General features: G+C 70.4%; 15 protein-coding genes. 6 read left to right on the top strand and 9 right to left on the bottom strand.

Going from position 1 to position 16270, the window contains the following annotated elements; translation table 11 throughout:
* Positions 1 to 11 precede the first annotated feature (11 nt).
* A complete protein-coding gene (locus EXU48_RS15375) occupies positions 12 to 1088 on the bottom strand; it encodes a LacI family DNA-binding transcriptional regulator (protein WP_133108564.1) in 1077 nt (358 codons plus the stop codon).
* A gap of 125 nt (positions 1089 to 1213) precedes the next feature.
* Here EXU48_RS15375 and EXU48_RS15370 point away from each other — a divergent pair, with 125 nt between their 5' ends.
* From EXU48_RS15370 to EXU48_RS15355, 4 genes are all read left to right on the top strand, one after another.
* The gene (locus EXU48_RS15370; RefSeq protein WP_133108563.1) at positions 1214 to 2569 is read left to right on the top strand and encodes an extracellular solute-binding protein; all 1356 of its coding nucleotides are present in this window, start codon (positions 1214 to 1216) and stop codon (positions 2567 to 2569) included.
* 16 nt (positions 2570 to 2585) lie between these two features.
* A complete protein-coding gene (locus EXU48_RS15365; RefSeq protein WP_133108562.1) occupies positions 2586 to 3554 on the top strand; it encodes a carbohydrate ABC transporter permease in 969 nt (322 codons plus the stop codon).
* A 1-nt stretch (position 3555) separates the two neighbouring features.
* Positions 3556 to 4470, top strand: coding sequence for a carbohydrate ABC transporter permease (locus EXU48_RS15360; RefSeq protein WP_133108561.1), 915 nt, complete (start codon positions 3556 to 3558; stop codon positions 4468 to 4470).
* Positions 4471 to 4558: 88 nt separating this feature from the next.
* Complete coding sequence (locus EXU48_RS15355) at positions 4559 to 5548, top strand: NAD(P)H-quinone oxidoreductase (RefSeq protein ID WP_133108560.1); 990 nt, start codon at positions 4559 to 4561, stop codon at positions 5546 to 5548.
* Positions 5549 to 5695: 147 nt separating this feature from the next.
* Here EXU48_RS15355 and EXU48_RS15350 read toward each other — a convergent pair whose 3' ends face one another.
* Positions 5696 to 6931: an AGE family epimerase/isomerase gene (locus tag EXU48_RS15350; protein WP_133108559.1), complete on the bottom strand. Its 1236-nt coding sequence runs from the start codon at positions 6929 to 6931 to the stop codon at positions 5696 to 5698.
* Between the two features lie 58 nt (positions 6932 to 6989).
* Here EXU48_RS15350 and EXU48_RS15345 point away from each other — a divergent pair, with 58 nt between their 5' ends.
* A complete protein-coding gene (locus EXU48_RS15345) occupies positions 6990 to 7667 on the top strand; it encodes a bacterial proteasome activator family protein (RefSeq protein ID WP_235857056.1) in 678 nt (225 codons plus the stop codon).
* Positions 7668 to 7801: 134 nt separating this feature from the next.
* Here EXU48_RS15345 and EXU48_RS15340 read toward each other — a convergent pair whose 3' ends face one another.
* The 6 genes from EXU48_RS15340 to serS all read right to left on the bottom strand — a co-directional run bounded on the left by EXU48_RS15340 (position 7802) and on the right by serS (position 14472).
* Positions 7802 to 8734 carry a carbohydrate ABC transporter permease gene (locus EXU48_RS15340; RefSeq protein WP_133108558.1) on the bottom strand — a complete coding sequence of 311 codons (933 nt, stop codon included), beginning with the start codon at positions 8732 to 8734 and terminating at the stop codon, positions 7802 to 7804.
* On the bottom strand, positions 8731 to 9714 hold the full coding sequence (locus EXU48_RS15335) for a carbohydrate ABC transporter permease (protein ID WP_328591650.1): 984 nt from the start codon (positions 9712 to 9714) through the stop codon (positions 8731 to 8733). Before EXU48_RS15335 ends, EXU48_RS15340 begins: the two co-directional genes overlap by 4 nt.
* Positions 9715 to 9809: 95 nt before the next feature.
* Positions 9810 to 11186, bottom strand: coding sequence for an ABC transporter substrate-binding protein (locus EXU48_RS15330; protein WP_133108557.1), 1377 nt, complete (start codon positions 11184 to 11186; stop codon positions 9810 to 9812).
* A gap of 130 nt (positions 11187 to 11316) precedes the next feature.
* The gene (locus EXU48_RS15325) at positions 11317 to 12324 is read right to left on the bottom strand and encodes a LacI family DNA-binding transcriptional regulator (protein ID WP_133108556.1); all 1008 of its coding nucleotides are present in this window, start codon (positions 12322 to 12324) and stop codon (positions 11317 to 11319) included.
* Between the two features lie 19 nt (positions 12325 to 12343).
* Entirely contained in the window at positions 12344 to 13192 is an 849-nt protein-coding gene (locus tag EXU48_RS15320; protein WP_133108555.1) for an HAD family hydrolase, read from the bottom strand.
* Positions 13189 to 14472, bottom strand: coding sequence for a serine--tRNA ligase (serS, locus tag EXU48_RS15315; protein ID WP_133108769.1), 1284 nt, complete (start codon positions 14470 to 14472; stop codon positions 13189 to 13191). Before serS ends, EXU48_RS15320 begins: the two co-directional genes overlap by 4 nt.
* Positions 14473 to 14557: 85 nt before the next feature.
* Between serS and EXU48_RS15310 the strand changes: the two genes are divergently transcribed.
* Positions 14558 to 15739: a diacylglycerol/lipid kinase family protein gene (locus EXU48_RS15310; protein WP_328591649.1), complete on the top strand. Its 1182-nt coding sequence runs from the start codon at positions 14558 to 14560 to the stop codon at positions 15737 to 15739.
* Between the two features lie 103 nt (positions 15740 to 15842).
* Here EXU48_RS15310 and EXU48_RS15305 read toward each other — a convergent pair whose 3' ends face one another.
* A complete protein-coding gene (locus EXU48_RS15305) occupies positions 15843 to 16046 on the bottom strand; it encodes a cold-shock protein (RefSeq protein ID WP_133108554.1) in 204 nt (67 codons plus the stop codon).
* Between the last annotated feature and the right edge of the window lie 224 nt (positions 16047 to 16270).

Raw genomic sequence — 16270 nt, 5'->3', positions numbered from 1 at the left:
CGCGGCCCGGGTCAACCCCCGAGCGCGCCGCCGGTGCTCTCCCGCACGATCAACCGGTGCCCCACCAGGTGCACCTGCGGTGACGCCGTCGACCCGTCCACCCGGCCCAGGGCCAGGTCGACCGCGAGTTCCGCGAGCGCGCCGAGATCCGGAGCCACCGTGGTGAGGGTCGGGTTCGAGTAGTTCCCGTCCTCGGTGCCGTCCCAGCCGATGACCGCCACGTCCTGCGGCACCCGCAGGCCTGCGCCGCGCAGGATGTGCATCGCTCCGATGGCGAGGAGGTCGTTGGCACAGACGAGGGCGTCGAGGGCGTCGGGCCCCGTGAACCGTTCGATGACCGCCCCGATCGCCGCAGCCCCGCCCGGGCGGGAGTAGGTGGGCGCCGGGAAGGCCACCGCCGGGAGCCCGTGCTCCTGGAGGGCCATGGCGTACCCGGTGTGGCGCAGCACGCCGGTTCCGTTCGTCTCGGTCTCGCGCACTCCGAGGAACCCGATCCGGCTCCGCCCGGCCTCGATGAGGTGCTCGGTGGCCTCCCGCGCCGAGGCCACGTTGTCGATCACCACGTGGTCGGCCGCGGCCTCGCCACCGTCCAGGGGCAGGGTCGCCTCCCCGAGCATGACCATCGGGAGCCGCCCGCCGGCGGCCACCAGGTCCCGGTCGGAGAGTGCCTGCGGGGAGAAGATGAGCCCGTCGAGCAGGTCCACCTGGAACCCCTGGGCGACCACCCGCTCGTGCGCGGGATCGGCGAACGTCTCGTCGATCAGGACCGTGTACCCGCGCGCCTTGGCGGCCAGGATGACGGCGTGGGCCAGGTCCGCGAAGTAGGCCAGGCGGATCTCCGGGATGGCTAGGGCGAGCAGCCGGCTGCGGCCCCGCCGCAGGTTGCGGCCGGCGGCGTTCGGCCGGTAGCCGAGTTGGTCGATGGCGCGCTGCACCCGCTCCCGGGTGCTCGCCCGAACCGGCGCGGTGCCGTTGACGACGTTCGAGACCGTCTTCCAGGAGACGTCTGCCGCGGCCGCCACATCCTTGACCGTCGGCCTTCGCGCCGATCGGACGGTCGCGACCTCCCCGGTCCTGTCCTCCGACACGAGCTACCTCCCCTTGACATCCCAATGTGCCGTACATCACTGTATTCAACGTTAGAAGTCGCACGGAGCACGATGACGATCCTGTGCGACTGTTAACGTGCGCATCGCCTACCTGGAGGTCAACGATGACCCTGAATTCCGCGTTACGTTCTCCCGGGTCGGGGGCCCGCGGACCGAGTCGCAGATCGGTGCTGCAGGGGGCTCTCGGCGCCGGCACCCTGCTCACCGCCGGCGCGTTGAGCAGTTGCGCCGGGAGCGTGGCGAGCGCCACCAGCTCCGGCACCCTGGTCCGGATCTGGGACCTGCTCGGCGGGTCGGACGGCCAGATCATGGGTGAGATCGTGGACGGCGTCCGCGAGGAGCTTCCGGACATCACGATCGACCGGACCACGCTCGCCTGGGGCGCGCCGTACTACACGAAGCTGGCCATGGCCTCGACCGGTGGCCGCGCCCCCGAGGCGGCCGTGATGCACCTGTCGCGGCTGATCGGCTACGCCCCCGGCGGCCTGCTGGAGCCGTTCGACATCGACATGCTCGAGCAGGTGGGGATCAAGGAGTCCGACTTTCCGGCGGCACTGTGGGAGCGCGCCCTGTTCCAGGACCAGCTGTACGCCCTCCCCCTGGACACCCACCCGTTCATCACGTTCTACAACCCGGCGATCGCCGAACCGGCCGGCCTGCTGAACCCGGACGGCACGCTCGCCGAGATCGACTCCCCGGACGCCCTGCTGGACGCCGGCCGGGCGATGGCGGAGGTGACCGGCGCGCAGGGGTTCTCCTACGGGTACCTCTCCGACCCCGCCCAGGGCTGGCGGATGTTCTGGGGCCTGTACGGGCAGACCGGCGCGGACTACGAGTTCACGCCCGGCAAGCCCGTCGGCTTCGACGACGGCGCCGCCGTCGAGGTCCTCGAATTCATGCAGTCGATGCTGGACGGCACCGTCGCGGCGAGCAACAGCGACTACGGCGGCGCGATCGCGAACTTCAGCACGGAGCAGACCGGGCTGATCTTCTCCGGCGTGTGGGAGAAGACGTCGCTGCAGGGGTCGATCCCGGACCTCGGCGGCGCCACGGTGCCGATCATCTTCGGCACCCCGACGGCGTTCGGGGACTCCCACTCCTACGTGCTGCCGCGTCAGCTGGTCGCCAATCCGGAACGGCGTGAGGCCACCTACGAGGTGCTCGCCGCCATCCTCAAGCGCGGACTGCGCTGGGCGGACGCGGGGCACATCCCCTCGCTCGTCCCGGTGGTGGAGTCGCCCGAGTATCAGGATCTGGTGCCGCAGCGGAACTACGCACAGGCCGCCGAGTGGATCTTCCTCGACCCACCGGTCTGGTTCGCCGGCTCCGGCAGCGACTTCCAGAACCGCATGTGCCAGGCCATGCAGACCGCACTGCAGGGCCTGGGCACCGCGCAGGACGCCGTCGACACGATGATCGGCGAGATGAACACGTTCCTCGAGACGCCGGCACCGGCGTAGGGCGGGAGAGCAACTCATGAGTGCCACCACCTCCGAGACCGCGGCACCGACGCCGTCGTCCCTCTCCCCCGGCGCACGCAAGGACCTGCGCCGGTCCCTGCGCGAGGCCGAGCGCCGTGCCCAGGAACTCCACAGTGGCCGCAGCGGCTACTGGTTCCTGCTCCCGTTCGCCGTCGTGTTCCTGGTCTTCCTCGTCTGGCCGATCCTCTACGGCATCTGGATGAGCCTGACCGACCGCACCCTGATCGGCACCGAACCCGGGTTCGTGGGCCTCGCGAACTTCATCGAGGCGTTCGGCGACGCGCAGGTCTGGCAGACCCTGTGGCAGACCGTCCTGTTCACGATCGGCAGCACCATCCCGCTGGTCCTGATCGCCATGGTGATGGCGCTGCTGGTGTTCACCGGCCTACCCGGCCAGTGGCTCTGGCGGTTCGCGTTCTTCGCCTCGTTCCTGTTGCCCGTGGCCGTGGTCACGCAGGTCTGGGCCTGGATGTACCAGCCGGACCTCGGGCTCTTCAACACCTGGCTCGGCGCCCTCGGGTTCGAACCGGTGGGCTGGTTGACCGACGAGAACTGGGCGATGATCGCGATCATCGCGGCCACCGTGTGGTGGACGGTCGGGTTCAACTTCCTGCTCTACCTGGCCGCCCTGCAGGCCATCCCGGAGCACCTCTACGAGGCCGCCGCGATCGACGGCGCGGGTGCCTGGCGGCGCCTCTTCTCGATCACGATCCCGCAACTCGGTCGCACCACCTGGCTCGTCCTGGCGCTGCAGCTGCTCGCCTCGCTGAAGGTGTTCGACCAGATCTACCTGCTCACCGCGGGCGGGCCGAACGGCTCCACCCGTTCGATCCTGCTCTACATCTACGACACGGGCTTCGTGAACTACCGGCTCGGATACGCATCGGCGATCTCGTACATCTTCTTCGCGCTGATCGTGATCCTGTCCCTGACCCGGTTCTTCGGCGGCCGGAAGGAGGCCTGACATGGCAACGCAATCCCTTGTCCTGCCCGAGGTCTCCACCCGGCGGGCGATCCGCCGGGCGGACAGCCAACGCTCCACCCGGCTGCTCCTCGGCTCGAGCACCACGGCCCGCACGCTCGCCATGATCGCGCTGGTGCTGATGACGGCGATCTGGCTGCTCCCGTTCGCGTGGGCGATCATCACCTCGTTCAAGACCGAGACCGACGCGGCCAGCGCGGCCACCGTCTGGCCCGCCAGTGGCTGGTCGCTGCAGGCCTACGTCAATGTCCTGACCAAGGGCGACCTGCCGGTCTGGATGCTGAACTCGGTGATCACCGCAGTGCTCGTCACGGCGATCACTCTCGTGGTCTCGGCGATGGCCGGCTACGCGTTCTCGCGCACCATGTTCCGTGGCCGGCGGCTCGCGTTCGCTATCACCGTGGCCTCGATCATGGTGCCCGGGCAGATCCTGATCGTGCCGCTGTTCCAGCAGATGCTGACCTTCCGGATGGTCGACACCTACGCGGGCATCGTCCTGCCGCAGGTGGTGGCGCCGGTGATGGTGTTCATTCTGAAGAAGTTCTTCGACGCCATCCCCCAGGAGCTCCTCGACGCCGCCCGGGTGGACGGCGCCGGACCGTGGCGCACGTTCTCCACGATCGTGGTGCCGCTGTCCAAGTCGATCCTGGTGGCGGTCGCGATCTTCGTGTTCATCGGGGCGTGGAACAACTTCCTGTGGCCGTTCATCGTGGTCTCGGACTCCTCGCTGATGACGATCCCGGTGGGTATCGCCACGGTCACGGAGACGTACGGCCTGCAGTACGCCCGCACGATGGCGTCCGCGATGCTCGCGGCGCTGCCGCTGCTCGTCGTGTTCATGCTGTTCCAGCGCCAGATCGTGCGCGGCGTGGCGACGACCGGCCTCGGCGGCCAGTAAGGGAGCAGGACCCGCCCGACGGCGGAGGTGGACCCGCGTACGCGGCGTCACCTCCGCCGTCGGGCGTCTCTGCCCCTACGTTGGGACCATGCGCGCAGTCCTGACGACCGGCACCGGCGGGCCCGAGGTGCTCTCCCCCACCGACGTTCCCGACCCCACGCCGGGCCACGGCGAGGTTCTCATCGACGTCGCCGCGGCCGGTGTGAACCGGGCCGACCTGCTCCAGCTCAAGGGGCACCACCCGCCGCCGCCGGGGGCACCGGAGTGGCCGGGGCTGGAGGCGTCCGGCACGATCGCGGCGCTCGGCCCGGGCGTGACCGGCTGGTCGGTCGGGGACCGGGTCTGCGCCCTGCTCGACGGTGGCGGGTACGCCTCGAAGGCCGTCGCATCCGCCGCGCTGTTGCTGCCCGTGCCGGCGGGGCTGGACCTCGTGGACGCCGCCGGGCTCCCGGAGGCAATCTGCACCGCCTGGTCGAACCTGGCCGGGGTGGCCGGGCTGACCCGGGAGTCCGCGGCCGGCGCCACGGTGCTCGTGCACGGCGGCTCCGGCGGCGTGGGCACCACGTCCATCCTGCTGCTGAAGGCGCTCGGTGCGCGAGTCCTGACCACGGCGGGCGGACCGGACCGGGTGGCCCGGTGCGTGGCGTTGGGCGCCGACGTCGGCATCGACCACCGGGCCGAGGACTTCGCCGAGGTGGTGCAGCGGGTCACCGAGGGCGCCGGGGTGGACGTGATCCTGGACGTGGTCGGCGCCGGCTACCTCGAGCGCAACCTGGCCTCGCTGGCCAGGCTCGGACAGCTCGTGATCATCGCCGCCCAGCAGGGCACGAGGGCCACCCTCGACATCGGGAGCCTGATGGGCCGCTGGGCCGGCGTGCACGGCAGCCTGCTGCGCAAGCGCCCGCGCGCCGAGAAGGAGGCGATCGTCGCGGCCGTGCGCGAACAGGCGTGGCCACTGGTGACGTCCGGCGACGTGTACCCGGTGGTCCACGAGCGGCTGCCGCTGGACCGGGCCGCCGACGCGCACCGGCTCCTGGCCGACGGCGCGGTCTTCGGCAAGCTCCTCCTGGTTCCCTGAGGGCGCCCGACCCATCCCAGCCGATCGTCGTCGCCGCCGGGAGTGCTGAAGTGGCGACCACTTCAGCACTGTCAGCGCGGATCGGCCCACCGCACCCCCGGTCGAGAGTGCTGAAGCGGCAGCCGCTTCAACACTCTCGAGGCCGGTTCAGATCTTGTCGAGCAGGCCCTGGGCCAGCGCCGGGGCGATGGGCGGGGTCAGCGGCAGGCGCGGGATCAGCGTCGCCTGGATCGCGTGGTAGATGTCCGGCTTGCCCGACCAGACCGTGGCGCTCGGCTCGTTGACGGAGTCGAGTTCGTGCACCCAGGAACCGCCCTCCTCGTCGATCAGGTGCACCGCGGCGTACTCCCACCAGAGTTGGTACCAGGCCGGCAGGTTCGGGTCCTCGGTCACCCGGTACAGTGCGGCCGCGGCACCGAGCGCCTCGGTGACCACCCAGTGCATCCGCTCGGTGACCAGCGGCTTGCCGTCGAAGTCGACGGTGTAGACGAAGCCGTCCTCGCCGTCGACGTCCCACCCCTCGGTGACGCCGAGGTCGAACAGTGCCTGGGCGCCGTCGAGCATCCAGTCCTCCGGGGAAACGCCCCGCAGCTGCCAGGCGGCCCGCACGTGCAGGGTCAGCCGGCTCCATTCGAACCAGTGCCCGATGGTGGCCCCGGCCGGGCGGAACGGGTCCGCCGGGTGGTCCATGTTGTACTCGGGCAGGGAGTTCCAGCCGGCGTCGAAGTGCTCGGGGATGCGCCAGTCGTTGCCGCGGGCGAAGTCGTCGACCACCCGCTTGGTGATCCGGGTGGCCCGCTCGAGCCAGGCGTCGTCGCCGGTGACGTCGGCGGCGGCGAGGTAGGCCTCCACGGTGTGCATGTTCGCGTTGACGCCGCGGTAGTCCTCGAGCTCGGTGAAGTCGGCGTTGTAGGACTCCACGACCATGCCGTCCTCCTCGCGCCAGAACCGCTCGAGGGAAACCGTGAGTGCCTCGGCGAGGAGTTCCTTGCCGCCGGGTCGACCGGCCGCGGCGGCGCTGGAGGCGGCCAGGATCACGAACGCGTGCGCGTATGCGGCCTTGGTGGTGTCGATCGGGCCGTCCGGGCCCACCTGGGCGTACCAGCCGCCGTGGGCCTTGTCGTGGAAGTGCTCCGCGAGCGCGCGCACACCGTGATCCACCATGGTGGCCGAGCCGGGTCGGCCGAGGAGTGCGCCGAGGGAGAAGGAGTGGATCATCCGGCAGGTGATCCACAGGTGCGAGCCCTCCGTGGGCACGGGCCGGCCCTCGCCGTCGAGGTAGCCGAAGCCCTCGTCGGTCAGGGCGCCGGAGGCGAACGCGAGCAGCGAATCGGCCTCGGCCTCGAGCCAGCGGGTGTGAGCGGCATTGGTCAACCAGTTCATGCCTGCAGGCTATCGTCACGACCTGCGCCCGCGGCGGCGCGGAAGGCATGATGGGCGCATGAGCAGCGACGAGACCGCCAGCGACCGGACCGATGACGTGACCACCGCCTCCGAGGAGCCCGAGCGTGGCCCCGGTGGCGACGACGGCTCGGTCGCGGACGGGGCCGCGGCGGCGGAGGACGTGACCCAGGAGCCCTTGCCGGATGCGCCGTCGGACAAGCCCGGGCGGCCCCGCGTCGTAGTGGCCTCGGCCTCCGGTCTCGGCGTCGCTTCCGAGGAGGGCGACGACCCGACCTCGCTCGTCGAGGAGCCCGCGAAGGTGATGCGGATCGGCACGATGATCAAGCAACTGCTGGACGAGGTCCGCAGCGCGCCCCTGGACGAGGCCGCCCGGGAGCGCCTCGCCGAGATCCACGAGCGATCGCTGCACGAACTCGAGGCCGGGCTGAGCGCGGACCTGGTCTCGGAGTTGCACCGGATCACGCTGCCCTTCACCGATGACCGGGCCCCCTCCGACGCCGAGCTCCGGATCGCGCAGGCACAGCTCGTGGGCTGGCTCGAGGGACTGTTCCACGGCATCCAGACGGCGCTCGTCGCGCAACAGATGGCCGCCCAGAACCAGCTGGTCGGCATGCGCAAGGCACTCCCGCCCGGCGTCTCGCACCCGGCCATGGGCATGCCCGGCCATGGCGTTGAGGACGACCGCGGCAACCACGGCACCGGCCAGTACCTGTAGGTCACCCCTCGGCCCGCCTCGACCCGCACCACTCCCCGGGCACCGAACGCCGAATCAGTCGCCAACGCCTCGAATCAGCCGGCTCTTCCCGACTGATTCGATGCGTTGGCGACTTCCAGGGCGCGCGGTCCGGGTCAGCCCTTGACCGACCCCGCGAGCAGGCCCCGGACGAAGTAGCGCTGCAGGGCCAGGAACACGATCAGCGGCAGGATGATCGACACGAACGCGCCGGCCGTGAGCAGCTGCCAGTCCTGGCCACGGGACCCGGCCATCTCCGCCAGTCGCGCCGTGAGCGGCTGGATGGCGTTGTTCGCGCCGGTGAACGTCAAACCGACGAGCAGGTCGTTCCAGACCCAGAGGAACTGGAAGATCGCGAACGAGGCGATCGCCGGCGCCATCAGCGGCAACATGATCCGCAGGAACACCGACACGTGTCCGGCGCCGTCCACGCGAGCGGCCTCCACGAGTTCCTTCGGCACGTCGGACATGAAGTTGTGCAGCAGGAAGACCGCGAGCGGCAGCGCGAAGATCGAGTGCGCCACCCAGACGGACAGGAACGGGAACGGCTCCAGCAGCTCGCTCGACGAGAACAGGCGCAGCAGCGGGATCAGGGCCATCTGCAGTGGCACGATCTGCAGCGCGAACACCCCGACGAACACCCAGTCCCGGCCCCGCCACTCCAGCACCGAGAACGCGTACGCGGCCATCGTGGCGAGCACGAGCGGGATCACCGTGGCCGGCACCGTGATCACCAGCGAGTTGATGAAGTAGGTGGCCAGAGCCCCGGACGAGGCACGCCCGAACAGCACCTCCTGGTAGTTCTCGAGCGTGAACGACGGATCGGAGAAGAACGTCCACCAGCCGCTGGACTTGATGTCCGCCTCCGGGCGGAACGAGCTGATCAGCAGCCCGAACGTGGGGATCGTCCACAGCACGGCGATGACCACCGCGACCGCACTGCCGATCCGGTTCGTCACCAGGGAACGGAACTTGGTCGCCGCCGCGGGGCGCTGGGTACGTCGGTTGGCGACGTCCGCGACCTCGGGGACCGTGGCTTCGACGCTCATCCTCGCACCGCCCTGTTCTTGGCCATCTGCCTGATGTTGTAGGCCACCAGCGGGATGACCAGGATGAAGATGGCAACCGCCATCGCCGAACCGACGCCGTTGTCACCGAAGACGAACGAGTAGTCGAACATCTGGTTCGCCAGCACCTGGGTGTCGAACCGGGCACCGGTCATGGTGCGGGTGATGTCGAAGATCTTCAGGGTCGCGATCGAGATCGTGGTCAGCACCACGACCAGCGACGGGCGGATGCTCGGCACCGTGATGTTCCGGAACATCTCCCACGCGTTCACGCCGTCGAGCCGGGCCGCCTCGATGATGTCCGTCGGCACGGCCTTGATCGCGGCGGACAGGATCACCATCGCGAACCCGGCCTGGATCCAGATCATCACCGCGATGAGGAACAGGGTGTTCCACGGCGCGTCCTGCAGGAACCGCACCGGCTCGAAGCCGAGCCACGTGATGAACGCGTTCAGCAGGCCGATCTGCTCCTGGGCCGCGCCCCGGTACTCGTAGACGAACTTCCAGATGATGCCGGCGCCCACGAACGAGATCGCCATCGGCAGGAACAGCAGCGACTTCGCGATCTTCTCGAACTTGGACCTGTCGACCAGGATCGCGTAGATCAGCCCGATCAGGGTGGACGCGATCGGGACCAGGAACACCCAGATGAACGTGTTCCGGAACGCGATCACGGCGCCGGTGTTCGTGAAGGTGAAGACGTAGTTCTGCAGGCCGACGGCGTTGTTCGTGCCCGCGTCGTAGAAGGACATGTAGAACGTGCGGATGGCCGGCCAGATGAGCCCGACCGCGAGCAGCAGGAGCGCCGGCCCACCGAAGACCGCGAGCGCGGCCCAACGCCGGCCCTTGCCGATCCACCTGTCGGCCGCCCAGGCGATCGCGAGCAGTACCGCGATCAGGGCTGCGAACACGATGATCACGAGCAGCATCTGGCCGAACTTGTTGTACAGGAAGAAGTCCACCGTCGGTTCTCCTCTCGTCGGTCGAGCCGGACCCGGCAGTCGCGCGTGGGGGCGGAACCCAACGGTTCCGCCCCCACGGCGATCAACTCATCGGGTCAGCTCGCGGGCCAGGACGCCTCGATCTGGTCGAGCACGGTCTGGGTGTCCGCGCCGTCGATCCACTCGGTCATGCCGGTCCAGAACGAACCGGCACCAACGGCCGAGGGCATCAGGTCGGAGCCGTCGAAGCGGGACACCGCGTCGGGGTCCTGCAGCAGCTCGATGGCCAGTCGCAGCACGTCCGAGGACGCGTTCGCCGGGTCCACCGCGTTGTTGGCGCTGGTGACGCCGCCGATGGTGACACGGAGGTTGGCCCACTCACCGGAGGACATGAACGCCTGCACGGCCTGGGTCGCCTCGTTGTCGTCGAACGCTCCGACGAACTCGCCGGCGGTCAGCAGCGGCTTGGAGTCCGCGTCGTCACCCGGCAGGTAGAAGGCGAACGCGTCGCCCTCAGGGCTGACGTCCGTACCCTCGGGCCACTGCGCCTCGTAGAAGGAGGCCATCCGGTACATGAAGCAGTTGCCCTCGAGGATCGGCAGGCCGCCGTCGTTGAACGAGGTCGTCGCGATCGACCGGGAGTCCCCGATGCCACCGTTGACGTAGTCCTCGTTGCGCAGGATGGAGCCGGCCCGCTCGGTCGCCGCGAGGATCTGCGGGTCGTTGAACGGGATCTCGTGAGTGACCCACTGGTCGTAGACCTCCGGGCCGGCCTCACGCAGGACCATGTCCTCGATGAAGTCGGTGGCCGGCCAGCCGGTCGCCCCACCCGACTCGATGCCCGCGCACCACGGCTTCACGACGCCGTCCCCGCCGTGATCGGCAACGATCTGGTCGGACAGCGCGATCAGTTCGTCCCAGGTGGTGGGGACCTCGTACCCGTTCTCCTCGAACGCCGTCGGGGAGTACCAGACGAACGACTTCACCGACGCCATCAACGGCGCGGCGTAGAACGTGCCGTCGACGGTTCCGTAGTTGAGCCACTCCTCGGTCCAGCCCTCCTGGGCGTTGGCCACGGTCTGCTCGTTGGGCTCGAGGATGTACCCGTCGTTCACGAGCCGGGCAAGCAGCCCCGGCTGCGGGATGATCGCGAGGTTCGGTGCGTTGCCACCCTCGGCCTGCACCACCACCTGGGTCTCGAACTCACCGATGCCGTTGTGGACGACGTCGATGCCGGTGCACTCCTCGAAGTCGACGAAGGTGTCCTCCATCTGGTCCGCCTCCTGCTCACGGATCGAGGAGAGGATGGTCACCTCGTCACCCTCGAACGTGCCGTAGTCGGCGTAGTCCTCACAGGCCGCGTCGCCGCCGCCGTCGCCGCCGTCGTCGCCCCCGCCGCCGAGATCACTGCCGGAACATGCGGTCAGGGCCAGCGCGAACGCCAGGCCCCCCGCCACTGCGGCGCCGGTACGCCGAGCCGTCGTCCTCTTCATCGAGCTGTCCTCCTGCTACACGTCGGGAAGCCGACAGCGCGGGACCCGCGCTGTCGCCTACCCATGCAAGCGCTTACGGCGGGCCGCTGCAAGCGAATCAGGCCCTGAGCGCATAACAATCCCATCACGGTCAGATCGGCGGTATTCCAGTGGAAGAGCGCTCTATCAGGGACACCGGGTAGGTCAGCCGGTTGCCCACCGGGGTGCCCGTGAGCATCTCGAGGACGAGCGCGGCCGCAGCGGCCCCCTGCTCGACCGCGTCCTGCGCCACCGTGGTCAGGCCGACGAGCTCGCTGAGGTCATGGCCGTCGATCCCGATCACGGAGACGTCCTCCGGGACCCGGAGTCCGCGGTCCCGGATCGCCTGCATCGCGCCGAACGCCATCTCGTCCGATGCCGCGAAGATCGCGGTGACGTCCGGATGGGCATCCAGGAGGCCCCCGCACGCCGTGCGCCCACCGGTCATGCCGAAGTGCCCGTGTACCAGCCACCCCGGTCGCGTCTCGAGGCCCGCTGCCGCGAGCTCGGCCCGGAAGCCCTCGAGCCGCAGTACCGGTGGCGACCACGGTGCCCGTTCGGCCTGGGCACCGCCGAGGTAGCCGATCCGGGTGTGCCCGAGCGCGAGCAGGTGCCTGGTGGCGGTCCGGGCTGCGGCGTCGTCGTCGACCCCGACGGTGACCTGCTCGGGCGGCCCGGCCCCGACGAACACGAGCGGCACCTCCAGCCCCGCGAGGGTCGCGATCTCCTCGGGGTCGAGCGTCATGCCGACCACCAGGACCCCGTCCACCCGCCGTCGCAGCACGAACGGGTCCACCCGCGAGCGCCGGAACTGATCGTCCAGTTCGAAGGAGTACAGCAGGGCGTCGAAGCCGTCGGCCCGCAGGGCCCGCTCCGCCCCCTCGGTGACGGACGCGTGGAACCAGCGCCGGAACCAGGGCGTCAGCAGCCCGACCGTGCGGGTCCGTCCGGACGCCAGCGACGCCGCGGACGCGGACGGTGCGTACCCGAGCTCGATCGCGGCCAGGCGCACGCGGGCGCGTGTGGACTCGCGCACGTTCGGCAGCCCGCGCAGCGCGCGCGAGACGGTCGCCGTCGAGACTCCCGCCGCCCGCGCCACGTCATCGATGTCTGGGGCCACGGATCGTCAGTGTGCCCTATCAGCGCCCGCCGCGCAGGACCGCCCTCAGGATCGGCACCAGCCCATCGTCCTCCACCGGCCCGGTGTGCACGTCCGCCGCGGCGAGGGTGTCCGCGTCGGCGCCGCCCATCGCCACTCCGACGCCGGCCCAGCCGAGCATCTCGATGTCGTTGCGGCCGTCGCCGGCGGCCAGGGTGGACCCCTCCGGCACCTCGAGGCGCTGGCGCACCACCTCGAGCGCGCTCGCCTTGGAGATGCCCTCCGGTGCGATGTCCAGCCACGCGGTCCACCCGACGGCGTAGCTGACGCCGTGCAGCCCGCTGCGCTCGACGAGGTCGTGGAAGTCGTCCGCGTCCAGGTCGGGCGCGCGCAGCGTGAGCCGGGACGCCGGCGCCGCGCACAACTCCTCGAAGTCGACGACGCGCACCTCCCCGGTGAGCTCGCCCATCGGGAACGGTGCGGTCACCTTGAACCCGTGGCCGAGCTCCTCGACGGCGAACAGCACGTCCGGGGCGTGCTCGCGCAGCAGTCGCAGCGTCGGCTCCGGGTCGAAGGTGGCGACATCGTTGATCTCGTAGCCGCCCTCCAGCTCCGGGTCCAACCGGATCGTGACGGCGCCGTTGGAGCAGACCGCCCACCCGGTCGCCAGGCCCAGGTGCGCCAGGATCGGAGTGACCGCCTGCAGCGACCGGCCCGTGGAGAGCACGACGTGCGTGCCGCTCGAGGCGAGGTCACCGACCGCGGCGATGACGCCGTCGGACATCGTGCCGTCGTGGCCGAGGATGGTGCCGTCGATGTCGAGGGCGACCAGCAGCTGCGGCCCGGGGCGCAGGTCCGCGAGGGCCTCCGGGGTGAACGCCACGCTCATGCAGTCACCGGTGCGGCCGGCTCGAGCACCTCGAGCCCGCCGAGGTAGCCGCGCAGGCCCTCGGGGACCCGCACGGACCCGTCCGGCAACTGGTGGTTCTCCAGGATCGCGACGAGCCAGCGGGTGGTCGCGAGCGTCCCGTTCAGCGTCGCCACCGGTCGTGTACCCGACAGCGTCCGCTCGCGGATGCCGAGGCGGCGGGCCTGGTACGTGGTGCAGTTCGAGGTGGAGGTCAGTTCCAGGTAGCGGCCCTGGGTGGGCAGCCAGGCCTCGCAGTCGAACTTGCGGGCGGCGCTGGTGCCGAGGTCCCCGGCCGCCGTGTCGATCACCCGGTAGGGCAGACCGGCGGCGGCGAGCATCTCCTCCTCCCAGGCGAGCAGGCGGGCGTGCTCGGCCTCGGCCTCCTCGATCGGGGCGTAGGAGAACATCTCCACCTTGTGGAACTGGTGGACCCGGATGATGCCGCGGGTGTCCTTGCCGTAGGAGCCCGCCTCGCGGCGATAGCAGGCGGACCAGCCGGCGTACCGCTTCGGCCCGGCACTCAGGTCGAGGATCTCGCGCGAGTGGTAGCCGGCCAGGGCGACCTCGGAGGTGCCGACCAGGTACAGGTCGTCCGCCTCGAGGCGGTAGATCTCGTCGGCGTGGGCGCCGAGGAACCCGGTGCCGGCCATGATCTCGGGCTTGACCAGGGTCGGCGTGATCATCGGGGTGAACCCCGCCGCGAGGGCCTTGTCGATGGCGGCATTCAGCAGCGCGAGCTCGAGGCGGGCACCGATCCCGGTGAGGTAGTAGAACCGGGCGCCGGAGACCTTCGCGCCGCGCTCGGTGTCGATCGCGCCGAGCAGCTCGCCGATCTCCAGGTGGTCGCGCGGTGTGAACCCCTCCGCCGCGAAGTCACGCGGGCTGCCCTCGGTGCGCAGCACCACGTAGTCGTCCTCGCCGCCTGCCGGGACGCCGTCGAGCACGATGTTCGGGAAGCCGGCGACCAGCCGGTCCAGGTCGTCGCGCGCGCGGTCGGCGTCCGCCTCCGCCGCCTTGACGTGGTCGGAGAGCTCCTTGGCCCGGCCCAGGATCGCCGACCGCTCCTCCGGCGACGCCTTCCCGACGGACCGGGAGACTTCCTTCTGCTCCGCGCGCAGCCGCTCGAACTCGGTGAGCAGCGCGCGTCGCCGGGCGTCCGCGTCGAGGACCCTGTCCACCAGGCCGGGAGACTCCCCGCGGGCCCGTTGGCTCGCTCGTGCGACGTCCGGATCCTCGCGAAGGCTCTTCAGATCGATCACACCCACGAGCGTATCGGTCCCGGGCGCGGCGGTGCGCGGGGCGGCGAGCGGGGACCCGTCCGAGCGGCGGGATACCGTGCTGGTCATGCAGGCCATGACCTGGGAACAGGCGGTGAGCGTCGTCGCGCTCGTCCTGGCGCTCGTCGCGGTGGTGGTGGGCCTGGTGCTGCTGCGCCGGATCTCCGAGCGCAACCAGCGGGTGCCCTCCCTCGGCGCGGGCACCGTCGAGGCCGCGGATCCCACAGTGCCGACCGGGCCGCCCGCCTTCGTGGTGAACCCGATCAAGGCGAGCGACCCGCGCCGGCTGCGGGCCGCCGTCGAACAGGTCTGCGCCGAGGCCGGCCTGCCCGAACCGCTCTGGTACGAGACCACGGTGGCCGACCCGGGCCTCGGCCAGGCGCGCGACGCCGTGGCGGCGGGCGCGTCCGTGGTGGTCGCGGCCGGTGGTGACGGCACCGTCCGGGCGGTGGCGAAGGCCCTGATCGGCACGACCACGCCGATGGGGCTGCTGCCGCTGGGCACGGGGAACCTGCTCGCCCGCAACCTCGACCTGCCGATCGACGGCACCCGCAGCCTGATCCGGACCGCGGTGACCGGCACCGACCACCCGATCGACATCGGCTGGGTCCGGCCCGAACGGCTGCGGCCCACCGACGGCGAGGTGGACCCGGTCGACGGCGCCGCACCCGTCGACGAGGACGAGCATCTGTTCCTGGTGATGGCGGGCGTCGGGTTCGACGCCGCGATGGTGGCCGGCGCGGACGACCAGCTGAAGGCCCGGATGGGCTGGTTCGCGTACTTCCTGGCCGGGGCCCGGCACCTGCACGGCCGCAAGGTCCGGCTCCGGATGACCGTGGACGAGGCCCCCGGTCAGCAACTGCGGCTGCGCAGCCTGCTGTTCGCGAACTGCGGCCGCCTACCCGGTGGGATCGTGCTGCTGCCCGACGCCGAGATCAACGACGGCTGGTTGGACATCGCCGCCCTGGACACCCGGGGCGGCCTGTTCGGGTGGGCCTCACTCTTCGGTCAGGTTGTCGGGCAGGGCCTGGGGATCCGCCGGCAACTGCCGAACAGTCCGAGCACGATCGAGTTCTGGCGCGGCAAGCAGGTCCGGGTGCTCATCGAGGAGCCCGCGCACGTCCAGGTCGACGGCGACCTCATCGGCGAGGCGATCGGGCTGCGGGTGCGGGTGGAGCCGGCCGGGCTGTACGTGCGAACCAACGATGCGGCGGACAGCCGGCCCCTCCCGCCCGCACCGTCGAGTTAGTGGCCCGTCGGTGGCCCGGAACGGGCGAAGCGCACCACCCCCGAGGGGATGGTGCGCTTCGCAGAGTTCTAACGGGGGGCTCGGACGGCCCCGCGAGCGAAACTCAGAGGGGACGGATGTCCGAGGCCTGCGGGCCCTTGGGGCCCTGCGTCACCTCGAACTCGACCCGCTGGTTCTCCTCGAGCGTGCGGTAGCCGCTCGTGGCGATGGCGGAGTAGTGCGCGAACACGTCGGCGCTGCCATCCTCGGGGGCGATGAAGCCGAAGCCCTTCTCGGCGTTGAACCACTTCACGATTCCGGTGGTCATATTGTTCTCCTTCGGGAGTGTTGTCGCGGGACCGCTTGTCGAGCCCGCGGCCACGGTGTCGTTCGTCACTCTCCGGTAAGAAGAACGACGCCGACCTGCGAAGGTCGACGTCAAGACGTGCGATGCACTGCAACCTCAAGCGGAAACAGTACCGGACCGCCGGTGTGGATGCTAGGCCCGATGTCCTCGGGATCGCCGAGAGCGCAATCACAGCCGTTCATCGG

Origin of the sequence: Occultella glacieicola (genome assembly GCF_004353825.1) — a bacterium.
Classification (GTDB): domain Bacteria; phylum Actinomycetota; class Actinomycetes; order Actinomycetales; family Beutenbergiaceae; genus Occultella; species Occultella glacieicola.
Note: the sequence above shows the minus strand (reverse complement) of the source record. Positions and strands in the feature narration are given on the sequence as shown.